Annotated in this window: 15 protein-coding genes and 6 tRNA genes; 11 read left to right on the top strand and 10 right to left on the bottom strand. The window is 53.9% G+C overall.

Annotated features, from left to right (window positions below):
- The first annotated feature begins 40 nt into the window (after positions 1-40).
- The gene (gene mgrA, locus ACMGGE_RS00875; RefSeq protein WP_420293249.1) at positions 41-1,039 is read left to right on the top strand and encodes an L-glyceraldehyde 3-phosphate reductase; all 999 of its coding nucleotides are present in this window, start codon (positions 41-43) and stop codon (positions 1,037-1,039) included.
- Positions 1,040-1,166: 127 nt separating this feature from the next.
- Positions 1,167-1,517, top strand: a complete 351-nt coding sequence (locus ACMGGE_RS00870) for a DUF2502 domain-containing protein (RefSeq protein ID WP_048224360.1) — start codon at positions 1,167-1,169, stop codon at positions 1,515-1,517.
- 33 nt (positions 1,518-1,550) lie between these two features.
- On the opposite strand, the gene ACMGGE_RS00865 is transcribed toward ACMGGE_RS00870, so the two are convergent.
- Positions 1,551-2,789, bottom strand: coding sequence for an Nramp family divalent metal transporter (locus ACMGGE_RS00865; protein WP_048029632.1), 1,239 nt, complete (start codon positions 2,787-2,789; stop codon positions 1,551-1,553).
- 348 nt (positions 2,790-3,137) lie between these two features.
- Between ACMGGE_RS00865 and ACMGGE_RS00860 the strand changes: the two genes are divergently transcribed.
- Positions 3,138-4,325 carry a NupC/NupG family nucleoside CNT transporter gene (locus ACMGGE_RS00860; protein WP_045909397.1) on the top strand — a complete coding sequence of 396 codons (1,188 nt, stop codon included), beginning with the start codon at positions 3,138-3,140 and terminating at the stop codon, positions 4,323-4,325.
- Between the two features lie 44 nt (positions 4,326-4,369).
- Here ACMGGE_RS00860 and ACMGGE_RS00855 read toward each other — a convergent pair whose 3' ends face one another.
- From ACMGGE_RS00855 to ACMGGE_RS00845, 3 genes are all read right to left on the bottom strand, one after another.
- Complete coding sequence (locus ACMGGE_RS00855) at positions 4,370-6,559, bottom strand: EAL domain-containing protein (RefSeq protein WP_048224362.1); 2,190 nt, start codon at positions 6,557-6,559, stop codon at positions 4,370-4,372.
- Between the two features lie 214 nt (positions 6,560-6,773).
- Positions 6,774-6,849 (bottom strand) — tRNA-Ala (locus tag ACMGGE_RS00850).
- A gap of 41 nt (positions 6,850-6,890) precedes the next feature.
- Positions 6,891-6,966 (bottom strand) — tRNA-Ala (locus ACMGGE_RS00845).
- 217 nt (positions 6,967-7,183) lie between these two features.
- Between ACMGGE_RS00845 and ACMGGE_RS00840 the strand changes: the two genes are divergently transcribed.
- Together ACMGGE_RS00840 and ACMGGE_RS00835 are read left to right on the top strand one after the other, a co-directional pair.
- On the top strand, positions 7,184-7,546 hold the full coding sequence (locus ACMGGE_RS00840) for a YfeC-like transcriptional regulator (protein WP_045909399.1): 363 nt from the start codon (positions 7,184-7,186) through the stop codon (positions 7,544-7,546).
- Between the two features lies 1 nt (position 7,547).
- Entirely contained in the window at positions 7,548-7,940 is a 393-nt protein-coding gene (locus tag ACMGGE_RS00835) for a YfeC-like transcriptional regulator (protein ID WP_045909400.1), read from the top strand.
- Between the two features lie 42 nt (positions 7,941-7,982).
- Here ACMGGE_RS00835 and gltX read toward each other — a convergent pair whose 3' ends face one another.
- Positions 7,983-9,398 (bottom strand): glutamate--tRNA ligase, encoded by a 1,416-nt coding sequence (gltX, locus tag ACMGGE_RS00830; RefSeq protein WP_045909401.1) that lies wholly within the window; start codon positions 9,396-9,398, stop codon positions 7,983-7,985.
- Positions 9,399-9,656: 258 nt separating this feature from the next.
- On the opposite strand from gltX, the gene ACMGGE_RS00825 reads away from it, so the two are divergent.
- From ACMGGE_RS00825 to ACMGGE_RS00810, 4 genes are all read left to right on the top strand, one after another.
- Positions 9,657-9,732 (top strand) — tRNA-Val (locus tag ACMGGE_RS00825).
- Positions 9,733-9,773: 41 nt separating this feature from the next.
- Positions 9,774-9,849 (top strand) — tRNA-Val (locus ACMGGE_RS00820).
- A 29-nt stretch (positions 9,850-9,878) separates the two neighbouring features.
- Positions 9,879-9,954: transfer RNA gene (locus ACMGGE_RS00815), tRNA-Val, on the top strand.
- Positions 9,955-9,958: 4 nt separating this feature from the next.
- Positions 9,959-10,034 (top strand) — tRNA-Lys (locus tag ACMGGE_RS00810).
- A 43-nt stretch (positions 10,035-10,077) separates the two neighbouring features.
- Here the strand turns inward: ACMGGE_RS00810 and ACMGGE_RS00805 are convergent.
- From ACMGGE_RS00805 to xapA, 3 genes are all read right to left on the bottom strand, one after another.
- Positions 10,078-10,962, bottom strand: a complete 885-nt coding sequence (locus ACMGGE_RS00805; RefSeq protein WP_048226142.1) for a LysR family transcriptional regulator — start codon at positions 10,960-10,962, stop codon at positions 10,078-10,080.
- A gap of 67 nt (positions 10,963-11,029) precedes the next feature.
- Positions 11,030-12,286, bottom strand: coding sequence for a nucleoside permease (locus ACMGGE_RS00800; RefSeq protein ID WP_420293248.1), 1,257 nt, complete (start codon positions 12,284-12,286; stop codon positions 11,030-11,032).
- A gap of 51 nt (positions 12,287-12,337) precedes the next feature.
- Entirely contained in the window at positions 12,338-13,162 is an 825-nt protein-coding gene (gene xapA / locus ACMGGE_RS00795; RefSeq protein ID WP_252073008.1) for a xanthosine phosphorylase, read from the bottom strand.
- A gap of 206 nt (positions 13,163-13,368) precedes the next feature.
- Between xapA and ACMGGE_RS00790 the strand changes: the two genes are divergently transcribed.
- Entirely contained in the window at positions 13,369-13,707 is a 339-nt protein-coding gene (locus ACMGGE_RS00790) for a FlxA-like family protein (protein WP_045909442.1), read from the top strand.
- Here the strand turns inward: ACMGGE_RS00790 and ACMGGE_RS00785 are convergent.
- Entirely contained in the window at positions 13,704-14,639 is a 936-nt protein-coding gene (locus tag ACMGGE_RS00785) for a LysR family transcriptional regulator (protein ID WP_420293247.1), read from the bottom strand. The two genes, ACMGGE_RS00790 and ACMGGE_RS00785, sit on opposite strands and share 4 nt — an antisense overlap.
- A gap of 89 nt (positions 14,640-14,728) precedes the next feature.
- On the opposite strand from ACMGGE_RS00785, the gene ACMGGE_RS00780 reads away from it, so the two are divergent.
- Complete coding sequence (locus tag ACMGGE_RS00780) at positions 14,729-15,724, top strand: bile acid:sodium symporter family protein (protein WP_045909444.1); 996 nt, start codon at positions 14,729-14,731, stop codon at positions 15,722-15,724.
- On the opposite strand, the gene ACMGGE_RS00775 is transcribed toward ACMGGE_RS00780, so the two are convergent.
- A complete protein-coding gene (locus ACMGGE_RS00775; RefSeq protein ID WP_003861328.1) occupies positions 15,721-15,936 on the bottom strand; it encodes a DUF3820 family protein in 216 nt (71 codons plus the stop codon). The two genes, ACMGGE_RS00780 and ACMGGE_RS00775, sit on opposite strands and share 4 nt — an antisense overlap.
- Position 15,937 lies beyond the last annotated feature (1 nt).

Genomic DNA, 15,937 nt, shown 5'->3' with positions numbered 1-15,937 from the left:
CATACACTGATTTTTCACTTCAGCGCCAGAGGTTACGAAAATGGGTTATCAGCCGGACAAAAATCGTTACGGGACAATGGAGTATCGCCGCTGCGGACGAAGCGGGCTCAGGTTGCCCGCCATCTCGCTTGGGCTGTGGCATAACTTTGGTGACGCCACCCTTATCGAAAACAGCCGTCAACTTTTACAGCGTGCGTTCGATCTGGGCATTACGCATTTCGACCTTGCCAACAACTATGGCCCGCCTCCCGGATCCGCCGAACGTAATTTCGGCCGTCTTTTGCAGGAGGATTTCCTGCCCTGGCGCGACGAGCTGATCGTCTCCACCAAAGCGGGTTATACCATGTGGGAGGGTCCGTACGGCGACTGGGGATCGCGCAAATATCTGCTGGCAAGCCTCGATCAAAGCCTGAAGCGCATGGGGCTGGAGTATGTGGATATCTTCTATCATCACCGGCCAGATCCGGAAACGCCCCTGCAGGAAACCATGAAAGCGCTTGACCATATGGTGCGTCAGGGGAAGGCTCTGTATGTCGGATTATCCAACTACCCGGCTGTTCTGGCTCGCCAGGCGATTGATATCCTTAATGACCTCGGGACACCCTGCCTGATCCACCAGCCGAAATACTCCCTCTTTGAACGTGCGCCGGAAGCGGGACTGCTGGACGTGTTGCAGGAAAAAGGGGTCGGCTGTATTCCCTTCTCGCCGCTGGCTGGCGGACAACTGACCAATCGCTATCTGAACGGCATTCCTGCAGACTCACGCGCGGCAAGCGGCAGTCAGTTCCTTAAACCCGATCAGCTCACCGAAGAGAAGCTGGAAAAAGTCAGGAAGCTGAATGCCCTGGCAGAAAGTCGCGGCCAGAAGCTGTCCCAGATGGCGCTGGCCTGGGTATTACGCCATGAGGCAGTGACGTCGGTGCTGATTGGGGCAAGTAAAGCGGCTCAGATTGATGACGCCGTAGGGATGCTGGCAAACCGCCATTTCTCAGAGGAAGAATTGGCCCGCATAGACGCGATCCTCAGCAGCTCAAAATAACACCGCTTTTAGCAAAAAGTGCTCTCACCCAGGAATTCGGAGTTGAGGCGATGATACGAAGGTTTACCAACTCGTAAAATTGCGTTAACAGGCCCAACAAAGGCCCCGATCGTGAAGGAGAAAGAGTATGTTCAGGTCACTGATTCTTGCAGCGGTATTACTGGCTTCGGCGCCGCTGATCGCCACTGCGGGCGAAATCACCCTGTTGCCATCAGTAAAATTACAAATTGGCGATCGTGACGACTACGGCAGGTACTGGGACGGCGGCTACTGGCGCGACCGTGATTACTGGCATCGTCACTATGAGTGGCGCGGCGACCGCTGGTGGAAACATGATAACGGCAGACACCGCGGCTGGTATAAAGACAGCGCCTATGAGCGCGGTTACCGTGAAGGCTGGCGGGATCGTGACGACCGTCGCGGCGGCTGGGGTCGCGGCAAAGGCCACGGACATGGCCACCACGGTCATGACGACTAACAGCAAAAAGGAGCCTCATGGCTCCTTTTTCTTTTACAGCCCCAACGCTGTGCCAATCAGCAACCACAGGTTTAGCGCCACGACCACCACCACGATGGCCCACCCGGTCCGTTTCACCAGCGTCGAGTTGACCAGCTCGCCCATCAGGGTTTTATCGCTGGTAAAGATCAGCAGCGGCACCAGCGCCAGCGCAATACCAAAACTCAGCAGCACCTGGCTCATGACCAGAATTCGCGTGGGGTCGAGCCCCATCAAAATCACCACAAATGACGGCAGCATGGTGACGGAGCGGCGCACCCACAGCGGAATATGGAACCGGACAAACCCCTGCATCACCACCTGGCCTGCCAGCGTACCCACCACTGTAGAAGAGAGACCAGCAGCCACCAGGCTAAGGCCAAATATCGTGGCGGCAGCATGGCTCAGCAGCGGCTCCAGCGTGAGATACGCCTGGTCGAGATCGGCAATACCGGTATGACCGTTAAAGTGGAAAGCGGCGGCTGCCGTTGCCATCATCGCCAGATTGACAAACCCCGCGATGGTCATGGCGATAGCCACGTCCCACTTGGTGGCGGAGTAACGCTCTTTACGCGTCCCACCGTGGAGATGCTGCGTCAGCGAGGAGTGCAGATAAATCACGTGCGGCATGATGGTCGCCCCCAGCACCCCGGCGGCCAGGAACACCGCTTCCGAGGTTGGCAGGCTTGGGATCGCCATCCCTTTAGCGAGCTGCGCCAGATTCGGCTGTGAGAAAATCAGTTCGACAATATAGGCCGCCGCCACAAACAGCAGCAGGCCGCCAATGACCTTCTCCAGCGGCTTTTGACCCCGACGCTGTAGCATCAGGATCAGGAACGTAGCAATCCCGGTCAGTACCGCCCCCTGCAACAGCGACACGCCCAGAATCAGCTTAAAGCCGATTGCTGCGCCGATAAATTCAGCGAGGTCAGTAGCCATGGCGATGATTTCAGCCTGAACCCAGTAGAGCCAGACGGCGGGACGCGGATAATGGTCGCGGATTTGCTCCGCCAGGTTTTTACCCGTCGCAATCCCCAGCTTTGCGGAGAGCATCTGAATCAGCATCGCCATGAGGTTAGCCCAGACGACCACCCACAGCAGCTTATAGCCGAAGCTGGCCCCGGCCTGAATATTGGTCGCAAAGTTACCTGGATCGATATAGCCAATGGCAGCGATGAACGCAGGTCCCATTAATGCGAACCGCAACTTGCGCGCTGCTCTGCCACTGCTACCCTCTACGCGACTGTTTGTCATTTCTGCCTCTGAAATATAGCCTTTGCTATGTTTAATGCTATCAAAATGAGAATGATTATCAAGATCATTTATAAAGTTTGCAGTGATTTCTCTGATAGCTTTGAACGATAGACGGGCGGGTAAGCTGGGCGATCTAACAGAAACTCAAATCGCGGACTCTTTTGTGAAGACTAGCACACAAACTTAACTTTTCACTCATTTACCTAACATAACAAAAATGTATTGTGGATCACTATTTTTGAGACTCGTCACAGGATGTAACTATAGTGTGTCCTCGATCTCGTTTTCTTTTCTCTTGTTACATAGAATGTGCACGAAAATTAAACCTGCCTCATATTTGGAGCAAATATGGACCGCGTCCTTCATTTTGTCCTGGCACTTGTTGTCGTTACTGCACTCGCATTGCTGGTCAGCACAGACCGCAAAAAAATTCGTATTCGTTATGTTGTCCAACTGCTGGTCATTGAAGTTTTACTTGCGTGGTTCTTCCTGAACTCCAACGTAGGCCTCGGCTTCGTGAAAGGCTTCTCCGAAATGTTCGAAAAACTGCTCGGATTCGCCAACGAAGGGACCAACTTTGTCTTCGGTAAAATGAACGACGAAGGTCTGGCGTTCTTCTTCCTGAAGGTTCTCTGCCCTATCGTCTTCATCTCCGCGCTGATCGGTATTCTGCAGCACATCCGCGTTCTGCCGTTCGTGATCCGTGGAATTGGCTTCCTCTTATCCAAAGTGAACGGCATGGGTAAGCTGGAATCTTTCAACGCCGTCAGTTCCCTGATCCTCGGTCAGTCTGAGAACTTCATCGCGTATAAAGATATTCTCGGCAAGATGTCCCGCAACCGCATGTACACCATGGCGGCAACCGCAATGTCTACCGTTTCCATGTCTATCGTGGGCGCGTATATGACCATGCTGGAGCCAAAATACGTGGTGGCTGCGCTGGTTCTGAACATGTTCAGCACCTTTATCGTTCTGTCGCTGATCAACCCATACCGCGTTGACGCCAGCGAAGAGAATATCCAGATGTCAAACCTGCACGAAGGCCAGAGCTTCTTCGAAATGCTGGGTGAATACATCCTGGCCGGTTTCAAAGTCGCGATTATCGTTGCCGCCATGCTGATCGGTTTCATTGCGCTGATTTCTGGCCTGAACGCCCTGTTCGCCGCGGTGCTGGGTATCTCCTTCCAGGGCATTCTGGGCTACATCTTCTACCCGGTTGCATGGGTGATGGGTGTTCCGGCTCACGAAGCGCTGCAGGTGGGCAGTATCATGGCAACCAAGCTGGTTTCTAACGAATTCGTTGCGATGATGGATCTGCAGAAAATTGCCAGCACGCTTTCTCCGCGCGCGGAAGGTATTCTCTCCGTGTTCCTGGTCTCTTTCGCGAACTTCTCGTCCATCGGGATTATCGCGGGTGCGATTAAAGGCCTGAACGAAGAGCAGGGTAACGTGGTTTCTCGCTTTGGCCTGAAGCTGGTTTATGGCTCTACGCTGGTGAGCGTCCTGTCCGCGTCCATTGCGGCACTGGTTCTGTAACGTTTACCGTTAAACAAAAACCGGGAGCCTGACTCCCGGTTTTTTTATGCCCGCAATTCTTCCAGCGGTTTGGGTTTACCTATCAGGTACCCCTGCAGGTAATCCACACCGAAGCGGAGCAGCATCTCCCGCTGTGCCGGTGTTTCCACATATTCCGCGACGACGCAGAGCGATTTCGTCTTTGCCAGATTACACATCGACTGCACGATCATTGCATCCATGTCGTCTGTACAAATGTCTTTCACAAAGCAGCCGTCGATTTTAATGATGTCCGCCTGCAGGCGTCTGAGACGCTCATAGTTAGCGTAGCCAGTACCAAAATCATCGATGGCGATCCGGAAACCGTAATCCCGCAGTTGCTGAATATTGTTGATACTCGAGCCTGAATTGGAGAATGCCTGCTCTTCGGTAATCTCAATCACGACGGCCTGCGGTGCCACGCCGTACCGTTCAAACAGCGCGCAAATCTCGGTCGCCACCTCTTTTTGCATCAGCGTCAGGGGCATCAGGTTGACGGAAAAACGGGCGCCAGCATGCGTTGCAGGGTTATCGCGCAGCCACACCAGTAATTTTTCCATGACGCACATATCAAACCGGTGGCTGAGATTGAACTGCGCAATCAGCGGAATAAAGCGGTCAGGGGTAATAATCTCCCCCTCGCTCTCCATTCGCGTCAGGATTTCATAGTACCCACTTCCGTCCGCCTTCTGGATCGGCTGCGCATACAAATGGAACTGCCCCGCCTCCAGGGCATGCTTAATCCGCGCCAGCATCAGGACACGCTCTGTCGTCTGTCCTGATGCCGCCTCAAGGCTATTCGTGAGCGCGAGTACGTTTTGCTCTCCGCAGGCCTGTTCTGCCAGCCAGCTCAGTTGCCCCAGCGTGTGATGCAGCTTTTCGCCATTTTCGACCATTCCCCAGGAAGCGCCAAACTCAATATCCAGCCCGGTGTTGTTCCAGAAAATCTTATTGCTGTTGAGCCGATCGACCATATGCTGGAGACGTTCAGCAATTTCCGGCCCGAGCAAGACCAGCACCAGCTCGCTTCCGGGCAGTTGGAAGAGCAGCTCATCTTTTTGCAGGAGCGGCTGAAGCGACGTGGCGATCGTTCGTTTGCAATGGACCCGCATAATAATGCCGTAGTGGCGGCTCAAAAACTCCAGATTGTCCATGCGCAGAATGCACACTTTGGCATCCGGATGGATTTCAAGGTAATCCTCCAGCGCACGAATATTGGGCAAACCGGTAAGAGGATCGGTCAGCGCCCTGTCCTGCCAGCCCCGCTTCAGCCACTCGCTGCGCTGGTAAATTCGCGACATGTAAAGCAAGCAGATGGCGAAAGAGATCAGCACGGAGAGGATAAAGGAGAGCGAATGGCCCGATTCCACCCCGTTAAGGAAGTTGTAGTTGTAGGTCAACAGCAGGAGCGCTGAGATGGCCCACAGCAGAGAAATCAACGCATAGGTCAGGCGGCTTATTGCTAAGGTAAAAAGAATAAAAATCAGCGGCATCAAATAACCCGCAATGACCGGTGATTCAAAAGGACCACATAAAATGACGAGAATGAAGCCTAAAAGCATCAGCCAGACAAAAATATATAATGGATTCTTGTGATAAAACACGGGCTTCACGCTTCGCCGCCAGAAGGCGATGGCATAACGAGGATTAATTATCATTCTTAATGGGTAATAGAACATCATGGTAAAAATCAGCCCCGCGCATATCAGGCTTTGAATATCCACAACGTTATAAATTACCGTTCCTTCGCCAAAATAGGTTGAAATAGTCACCGGAAAATCAAACAAATAGCCTGCCATATACATCGACAGCTTAATACCTAACGGCACCATAAAACCGAGCCAGAATATACGTAGCCCAATGTGCTTGTTAGGAATGCTGTGGCGCCAGCGCTTGCCCAGCATAAGGCGCAGCAGGCCGCACGCCGCGAACAGCGCAAAGGTCTGACAGAAAAGCAAAACTGAATATTGTAGCGGTGCTAAATTAACATAAAATAAATTAGTGACAGTAAAACCTAACACAATGGGAAGAATTGCCCGGCGCCCAAATATCAAAATTACCGCCAGCATCACGCTGAGTGGCAACCATGCTAAATAAACGTCATGACCATTAACAATTGCACGCGGAGAGAGATAACGGGAGACAGGTACCGCAATCAGGCAAAGTGCCAGGGCAATCATAAATATCTTTACATTATTATACGTTTTTCTATTCATTAAATTGGGGAATATATTATCCGTTCGAATCATTGACCGGATGGATAATAGGTTTATTAATTGCACGAATCAAGTTCAAGTCTATTTATAGACTGGTTTATTGATGTCGATTGAGGAGAGGTACAGGAATACCTTCTTTTTGATAACAAAATGCAGTAATGGACGTTACAAACAGATAAAAAAACCCTCGTCATATGACGAGGGTTTACAATTTTGGTGGAGCTAAGCGGGATCGAACCGCTGACCTCTTGCATGCCATGCAAGCGCTCTCCCAGCTGAGCTATAGCCCCACATGTGACTTTACTGACCGCACTCTGTTGGGTTCAGAGTTTGGTGGAGCTAAGCGGGATCGAACCGCTGACCTCTTGCATGCCATGCAAGCGCTCTCCCAGCTGAGCTATAGCCCCATCGTAAAGCTGTCATGTTGACGGGCGGCATAATATGAATTCCGCTGCGGAGTGTCAACGGCAAAATCAATGACCGCCGTTCGATCGCCGAAAAATCATGCAAATGAATCACTTTGCGAGCGTGCTCGTAATCAGGAGTTAAGCCTGTCACGTTTTCACGTAAAACGGTGCTATAAAATGAGCCGTTAATTAACCCCACAGATATTCAGGAAATTGTATGATCAAGGAACGAATGACGCCAGAAGAGTTAGCCCTGCTCACTGGCTATAGCCGCCAGACCATCAATAAATGGGTACGCAAAGAGGGTTGGATTACGTCACCAAAACCAGGCGTCCAGGGCGGAAAAGCGCGCCTGGTACATGTGAACGAAAAAGTCCGTGACTTTATCCGCAGCGCACGTCGGGCAAGCGAAACGTCCGAACTGCCAGAAGGCACCAGCCATGATCGTTCGCTTCATACCCTCCTCCTGACGCTGGCTAATGAAATGACGCCGGAAGAGCAGAAGCAGATGACATCGCTGTTATTACGGGAAGGGATCACCGGATTGTTGCAACGTTTAGGGATACGCGATCGGGACTGATATGAAAAGATTACGGAGCAAAATGACCACGGAAGAGCTGGCGGAAAGTTTGGGCGTCGCCAGACAAACGGTCAATCGCTGGATACGTCAGCAGGGGTGGAAAACCGAAGGGCTCAACGGCGTGAAAGGCGGTCGCGCGCGGCTCATTCATGTCGATGCACGCGTGAAGGAACATATAATGAGTCTCCCGGCGATCCGCAACCGTCAGGCGGTTTACCATCTCGCGGAGGCCACGTCTGCCTATAATGGCCCCTCTTCAAACCTGTCTCCGGGCATTATAGAGACGCTGGAGAGTATGACGCCGTCAGAGCAGAAGCGTCTGGACGCCTTTTTGAAACGCGAAGGCATTCACGGTTTTCTTACACGTCTGGGTATCGCGGAAAAAGAGGCATAAAAAAAACGGCAGGTTACCCTGCCGTTTTTTTCTTAGAGGTGATTACTGCTGATTTTCACGTTCAGCGATGAAGTCCAGCGCCTTGTTAATGCGCGCCACGCTGCGTGATTTGCCGATGGCATGAACCGTTACGTCCAGCGCCGGAGACTGACCTGCACCGGTCACCGCAACGCGCAGTGGCATACCGACTTTACCCATACCTACTTCCAGCTCGTCCGCCGTCGCCTGAATGGCGTGATGCACATTCTCAGCGGTCCACTCGGTGAGGGCAGCCAGCTTGTCACGCACCACTTCCAGCGGCTGACGCGCAACCGGGCGGAGGTGTTTCTTCGCGGCGTCCGCATCGAACGCATCAAACTCTTCATAGAAGTAGCGGCAGCTTTCAGCAATCTCTTTCAGCGTTTTGCAGCGCTCGCCGAGCAGTTTCACCAGATCCGCCAGCTCAGGGCCCGTGCGGGTATCAATATTTGCCTGCTCAATGTGCCACTGCAGATACGTCGCCACATATTCTGGCGGCATGGTATTGATGTAGTGATGGTTCAGCCACAGCAGCTTGTCGGTGTTAAACGCGCTGGCGGATTTGCTGACAGAGCTCAAAGAGAAGAGTTCGATCATCTCTTCGCGGCTGAAGATCTCCTGGTCACCGTGGGCCCAGCCCAGACGCACCAGATAGTTCAGGAGCGCTTCTGGCAGATAGCCGTCGTCGCGATACTGCATGACGCTCACCGCACCGTGGCGTTTAGACAGTTTTTTGCCGTCATCACCGTTGATCATGGAGACGTGCGCATAGACAGGCACCGGCGCGTTCAGCGCCTTCAGAATGTTGATCTGACGTGGCGTGTTGTTGATGTGGTCTTCACCGCGCACAACGTGGGTAATTTCCATATCCCAGTCGTCAACCACCACGCAGAAGTTGTAGGTTGGGGAACCATCGGTACGACGGATGATCAGATCGTCCAGCTCCTGGTTGCTGAATTCGATCGGGCCACGGATCTGGTCGTCAAAGATCACAGACCCCTCTTGCGGGTTAGCAAAACGCACGACGCAAGGCTCATCAGCAGCATGCTCGCTGTGGTCATGGCGGCAGCGGCCGTCATAACGCGGCTTTTCACCGTTCGCCATCTGCTCTTCGCGCAGCGCATCCAGACGCTCTTTGGAGCAGTAGCACTTATACGCCGTGCCCGCGACCAGCATCTCATCAATGACGGCGTTATAGCGGTCAAAGCGTTTGGTCTGGAAATAGGGACCTTCGTCCCATTCCAGGTTCAGCCAGTTCATGCCATCCATAATGGCTTCAATTGCTTCTGGCGTGGAGCGCTCAAGATCGGTGTCTTCAATACGCAGCACGAACTCACCTTTGTTGTGGCGTGCGAAAAGCCAGGAATAGAGAGCGGTACGTGCACCACCGACGTGCAGATAGCCTGTCGGGCTCGGCGCGAAGCGAGTTTTGATTTTCATGAAATGGCCTTACGTTATAAAGATGCCGGCAATCGGCAAATCCTGGGGAAAAAACGATGGGCAATATTCTATCACTGTGCGGCGATTCCTCAATGTTGTTCCCTGAATCGGGCCCGAGTTTGCGATTTTTGTTTAGAAATCATGCGCCACTGCCCGTTTCGCGATCGTTTTGCTTAATTTTACGACGAACGAATAAAAACTTTAGAAAATGCGTTGACTCATTTTCAACTCTCCCTATAATGCGACTCCACACAGCGGGGGTGATTAGCTCAGTTGGTAGAGCATCTCCTTTACACGGAGGGGGTCGGCGGTTCGAGCCCGTCATCACCCACCATCTACTTCGGTAGACTCGCAGTGTAGATAAGAATTGAGATTGGGCGATTAGCTCAGTTGGTAGAGCATCTCCTTTACACGGAGGGGGTCGGCGGTTCGAGCCCGTCATCGCCCACCATTCTCACCTTATCGCAGCAGTTCCGAAATGGGCGATTAGCTCAGTTGGTAGAGCATCTCCTTTACACGGAGGGGGTCGGCGGTTCGAGCCCGTCATCGCCCACCATTTCGGGTCGTTAGCTCAGTTGGTAGAGCAGTTGACTTTTAATCAATTGGTCGCAGGTTCGAATCCTGCACGACCCACCAATGTAAAAAAGCGCCCTAAAGGCGCTTTTTTGCTATCTGCGATTTACATTGTTAACGTCGCAATCAATGTCTTCACCGCGGGCGTCGCCTGCTTCTCGTCATACACCACATACAAATCTGCCGGTATACGCTCTTTCAGCGGGCGGAACACCACGCCCGGCCACTGCATTTGCGCGTAACTGTCTGCGGCAAGCGTAATCCCCATGCCCATGCTGATCATCGCCAGTACCGTTTGCGGCTCTACGGCTTCACGCACGATCATCGGCGAAAACCCGGCCTGCTGGCAGACGCGATGTAAAAATGCCCAGTCAGAATGCGCTGAAGGCATCGTGACAAAATACTCGTCCTGCAACTCTGCGAGCGCAATCGATGATTCGCTCACCAGCCGGTGATCCTCCGGCATCGCCACCAGAAAAGCAGCCTCACGTAACCGTACGCTGGTAAACCCAGCGGTGGGCTCGGTTGCCATTCGCCAGATGCCCACATCCAGCTCCCGGCGCTCAAGCAGCGCCATCTGCATGACCGGGGATTTCTCGCGGAATACGACATCGACATTCGGGTGCGATTTCAAAAAAGCGCGCATCACCGTGCGCACCTCACTCCACATGGCGGTACCGACAATACCCAGCTCAATGCGCCCTGCCTCCCCCCGGCCAATCTGCTCGACGCGAGCCAGCGCCTGGTTTGCACCGGCAAGCAAACGACGGGACTCTTCCATCAGCACCTTACCGGCATGCGTCAACGCGACGCTTCGCGAGTGGCGAATAAACAGTAACGTCCCCAGCTGGCTTTCCAGCTCTTTAATATGCAGGCTCAACGGCGGCTGAGACATATTGAGACGGGCCGCAGCCCGTCCAAAATGCAGCTCCTCAGCCACGGCCAGAAAATAGCGCAGCAGCTTGAGATCGGTCCGATAGGCGCGTTCCATCAAAACATATCCTGGCGATAACACTTATGTGCCTACCTTAAAGCCTTTCATCGTCCAGAGGGGAAATTTAATGCGCAACTGTGCGCATCTCGCTGTTTTTGCAGGTGTGGCGATAGTTAAAGCTAAAATAAAACACCACCGCGAGCGCCAGGGCATAGGCCGCGAATACCAGCCAGATCGTCTGCCAGTCCTTCACTCCGTCCACCGAGAAATAATCGACGGCCATACCGCTCAACACCGATCCGAACCAGGCCCCGATACCGTTAACGGTTGTCATAAACAGCCCCTGTGCGCTGGCGCGGATATCGGCGCTCACCTCCTGTTCGACAAACACCGAGCCGGAAATATTGAAAAAGTCGAACGCGCAGCCGTAGACAATCATTGAGAGCATGAGCAGCACAAAGCCTGTTGCAGACGGATCGCCAAAGGCAAACAGCCCAAACCGCAGCATCCAGGCCACCATGCTCATCAGCATGACCGTTTTAATACCAAAGCGTCCGAGGAAGTACGGAATGGTCAGAATGAAGAACACTTCAGAGATTTGCGAAACGGAGAGCAGAATGGACGGATATTTGACGATAAAGCTATCGGTATACGCCGGATTACGCGCAAAATCATGCAGGAAGGGGCTGCCAAACGTGTTGGTTATCTGCAGCACGGCCCCCAGCAGCATCGCGAATAAAAAGAACACCGCCATGCGGGGCTGTTTAAACAGGACAAACGCATTGAGGCCCAGCTTGCTGGCCAGCGACGGAGACGTTTTTGTTTTCGCCACCGGAATGGCTGGCAATGTCAGAGAATAGAGCGCCAGCAGCACGGACGCGGCAGCCGCCATATAGAGCTGCAGGTTGCTCAGCTCCGCCCCCATCAGGCTTATGGTCCACATCGCGGCAATAAAGCCCACGGTGCCATACACCCGCACTCGCGGAAAATGGCTCACCGTATCCAGCCCTGCCTGTTCAAGACAGGAGTAAGAAATCGTATTCGACAGCGCAATCGTGGGCATAAAGGCCATCGCATTCACCAGCATGACCCAGAACATCAGGCCCGGCTCATTAACCTGTGCGGCATAGCAGAGCGCGACGGCGCAAACGAGATGACAAATCACGTAGGCGCGGTCTGCCCGCAGCCATTTGTCGGCAATAATTCCCACCAGCGAGGGCATAACAATCGCGGCAAGTCCTTTGGAGCTGTACACCATGCCCACGTCGGAGCCGGTAAAATGTAGGGTGTTAATCATGTAAGCGCCGAGGGTAACCAACCAGCTCCCCCAGATAAAATATTGCATAAAGGACATCATCTTTAAGCGAGTCGTGATGCTCATAACCCATTCCTTATAGCAGTGTGGCCCTCACGGGCCACTTTATTGTTTTACTCAGGCAATATGGCGAAGAAAACCGCAGATAAGATTGATAAAGTTCTGGCGGGAAAGCTCAGCGGCAGCGAGGGTTTGTTCATGCGAGAGTTTGATATCGCCCAGCCCTTCCGCGAGATTGGTAATCGCAGAAACGGCCACGACCTTCAGGCCGCAGTGACGCGCGGAAATCACTTCCGGCACTACGGACATGCCCACCACATCGCCGCCGATAATTTGCATCATGCGGATCTCGGCCGCCGTCTCGAAGTTCGGACCGGGATAAGAAACAAACACCCCTTCATGGAGCGGGAAGCCGGCTTTCGTCGCCACGGTTTGCAGAATGGCGCGGTAATCCGCGTCGTAAGCATTGGCCAGCGAGAAGAAACGCTCGCCAAAGCGCTCATCGTTCAGCCCTACCATCGGCGTGCCCGGCATGGTGTTAATATGGTCGCTCAGAGCAACCAGACTGCCTGGCTGAACGTCCGGGCGTAACGAGCCCGCCGCATTGGTGCTAAACAGCAGTTCGCATCCCAGCTGCTTAAAGGTACGGATCGCATCGGTCATGATGGCCATCCCTCGCCCCTCATAGAAATGGCCGCGCCCCTTCATGCAGGCAACCGGCACCCCGGCAAGATGCCCGAGCACCAGCTCCCCGGCATGGCCATGCACGGTGCTCACCGGGAAGCCAGGCAGCGTTTCGTAGCTCAGAGAAACGGCGTCATCAATCTGGTCGGCAAGGGCGCCCAGGCCAGAGCCGAGAATAAATGCCACGCGAGGCGTGAAGTTCGGCTTAGCGGCGCGAATGATGTCGGCGCAGTACCACGGATTATTCGAGAGGGTCATAGAGGCTCCTTAAGGATGAAGATCGCGATGCGGGGATCGCATGACTTACGTCTTATATCCGCAGCCTGCCGGTGACCTCCAATACACTTTCACCGCACCATCAATACTGATTGTGTATCGATGCAACTCCCTGCCAGATATGGCAGTTTTGCTCAAGCTAATCCCGCCGGTGCCGATACCTCTGTTTTATACCGCGAGGAAAAAGTATGACGACCATTCAGGCTTCAACCCAACAGATACAGACCAGCGGCGCGAGTGGCACTTCGAGCAGTAACGATATCTCTGCGCAAATCACCCGCATTCTCGACAAGATCAAAAAGCTGACCCAGCAGTTAAAAGAGCTGTCGAACAGCCCCATCAGCACCGATGAGAAGAAAAAACAGCAGGAACTGATTCAGACCCAGATCAAAGTGCTGCAGGCGCAGCTCGCCGCGCTGCAGCGCCAGCAGGCCGAAGAGGCCCAGAAGAAGCAGGAACAAAAACTGGGCAAAGTGGAAGGCGTGAATAGCCCGTCAGACACTAATCAGATTGATATCTACATCTAATCTTCTGATGCGTTAAACAGTGGATCGCGTATGCGGGCCTCGGTTAATCGCTGTGCCTGGATACGCACCACTTCCCAGATAGCCAGCGCCGCCCCCGAGAGTGAACGATTTTTTCGCCGCACCAGCATTAGCTTTCGCTCGACAACGGGCGTCAACCGCTTCACGGCCAGTCGACTTCCCTGCGGCAGGGGAAGCGCCAGGGCGGGCAATACGCTGATGCCAATGCCCGCTTCCACCATGGGAAACAGCGTTGCCGGGTGACCAATCTCCTGCACGATTGCTGCCTTGACCCTCTGATCCACCAGCGCGGAATCAATCAGAGGACGGCTGCCCGAGGCATAATCCTGTAAAACCAGGTTCGCGCCCTGCAGTGACTGCCACCTGACCTCCGGTAACGCGGCCAGCGGATCGTCGTCACGGCAGAGCAGCAAAAAGGGCTCTGAAAGTACGCTTTCGCACTCCAGATCGCTCACCTGGCCGGGATCGATAACAATACCAAAATCGACATCTCCCTGGCGGATGCTCTCCAGCACCCACTGTTGCGGTCTGTCATGCAGCACAAAATCAATGTCCGGGTAGCGATGGCTTCCCTCGGCAATACACTGCGGGATAAGGTGCGCAGAGATCGTCTGGCTGGCCGCAACCCGCACGGTACCTGAAAGCTGCTGGCCCAGCCTTCCTACGTCTCTGAGCGTGCTGTTAAGCTCATCCAGCAGCCGTTCAAGGCGCAGAGCCAGCTGCTGCCCGGCTTCGGTCAACACCACTTCGCGCGTGGTACGATCGAGTAATCTTACCCCCGTCTGATTCTCCAGCTCTTTCACGCTGTGGCTGACCGCCGACTGGCTCAGGCCAATCATCTCCCCTGCCCGGCTAAAGCTGCGGGCATGGGCGACGGTGACGAAAATACGAAGCTGGCGTAAGGAATAATTCATCTGTTTAATTCATGAATGGATGCAATAAATCAATTTTATTTCTCAAATGGAAAAAAGCACAATAGCGACATCTGTTTTCAGGAGTCATTATGAAACTATTTCGTATTGTTGATCCGTTTACGCTCACCCTGGTGGTTACCGTTTTACTGGCCTCGTTCTTTCCCGCTCGCGGCGGGTTCGTCCCGTTCTTTGAAGGGCTGACGACGGCCGCCATCGCGCTGCTGTTCTTTATGCACGGCGCAAAACTCTCCCGTGAAGCCATTATCGCGGGCGGTAGCCACTGGCGACTGCACCTCTGGGTGATGTGCAGCACGTTTATTCTGTTCCCGATCCTCGGGGTGCTGTTTGCCTGGTGGGCGCCGGTTAACGTCGACCCGGCGCTCTACACCGGCTTCCTGTATCTCTGTATTCTTCCGGCCACGGTGCAGTCCGCCATTGCCTTTACCTCTCTCGCGGGAGGGAACGTGGCGGCCGCGGTCTGCTCGGCATCAGCCTCCAGCCTGCTGGGGATTTTCGTCTCGCCGCTGCTGGTGGGCCTGCTGATGAACATGCACGGTGCGGAAGGTAACCTTGAGCAGGTGGGCAAAATCTGTCTGCAGCTGCTGCTGCCGTTTGTCCTGGGTCATCTCTCCCGTCCGTGGACCGGCGCATTTGTGGCGAAGCATAAAAAATGGATTTCAAAAACCGACCAGACCTCGATTCTGCTGGTGGTTTACTCCGCCTTCAGCGAAGCGGTCGTGAACGGGATCTGGCACAAGGTGGGGGCAGGCTCGCTGCTGTTTATCGTGGTGGTCAGCATTGTCCTGCTGGCGATTGTAATAGCGGTAAACGTCTTTGTGGCACGTAAGTGCGGCTTCAACAAAGCGGATGAAATTACGATTGTGTTCTGCGGTTCGAAGAAGAGCCTGGCGAACGGCATCCCGATGGCCAACATTCTGTTCCCGACCTCGGTGATTGGGATGATGGTGCTGCCGCTGATGATTTTCCATCAGATCCAGCTGATGGTCTGCGCGGTGCTGGCGCGTCGCTACAAGCGCCAGACCGAAAAGCTGGCGCAGGAAGCGACCCGCGCCGCGAAGGCTTAAGGACGTTTCAGGGGCTGCACCAGTTGGGTCAGCCCCTCGGTTTTGATCAGTAACGTTATCGCCATCAGCTCGCCCAGTCGCCCTGCCGGAAATTCATCCTTACGGGCAAACCACAGCAGATACTCCTCCGGCAAATCAATCAGCCTGCGGCCCTTGTATTTACCGAACGGCATCTCGGTATTGGCGATCTCAACGAGCTGCTCTTTCTCCACG

This window comes from Enterobacter sp. BNK-22, assembly GCF_048684805.1.
In the GTDB taxonomy this organism is placed as follows: Bacteria; Pseudomonadota; Gammaproteobacteria; order Enterobacterales; family Enterobacteriaceae; genus Enterobacter; species Enterobacter quasiroggenkampii.
The sequence above is the reverse complement of the archived record's forward strand: the minus strand, read 5'-3'. Positions and strand labels throughout refer to the sequence as shown.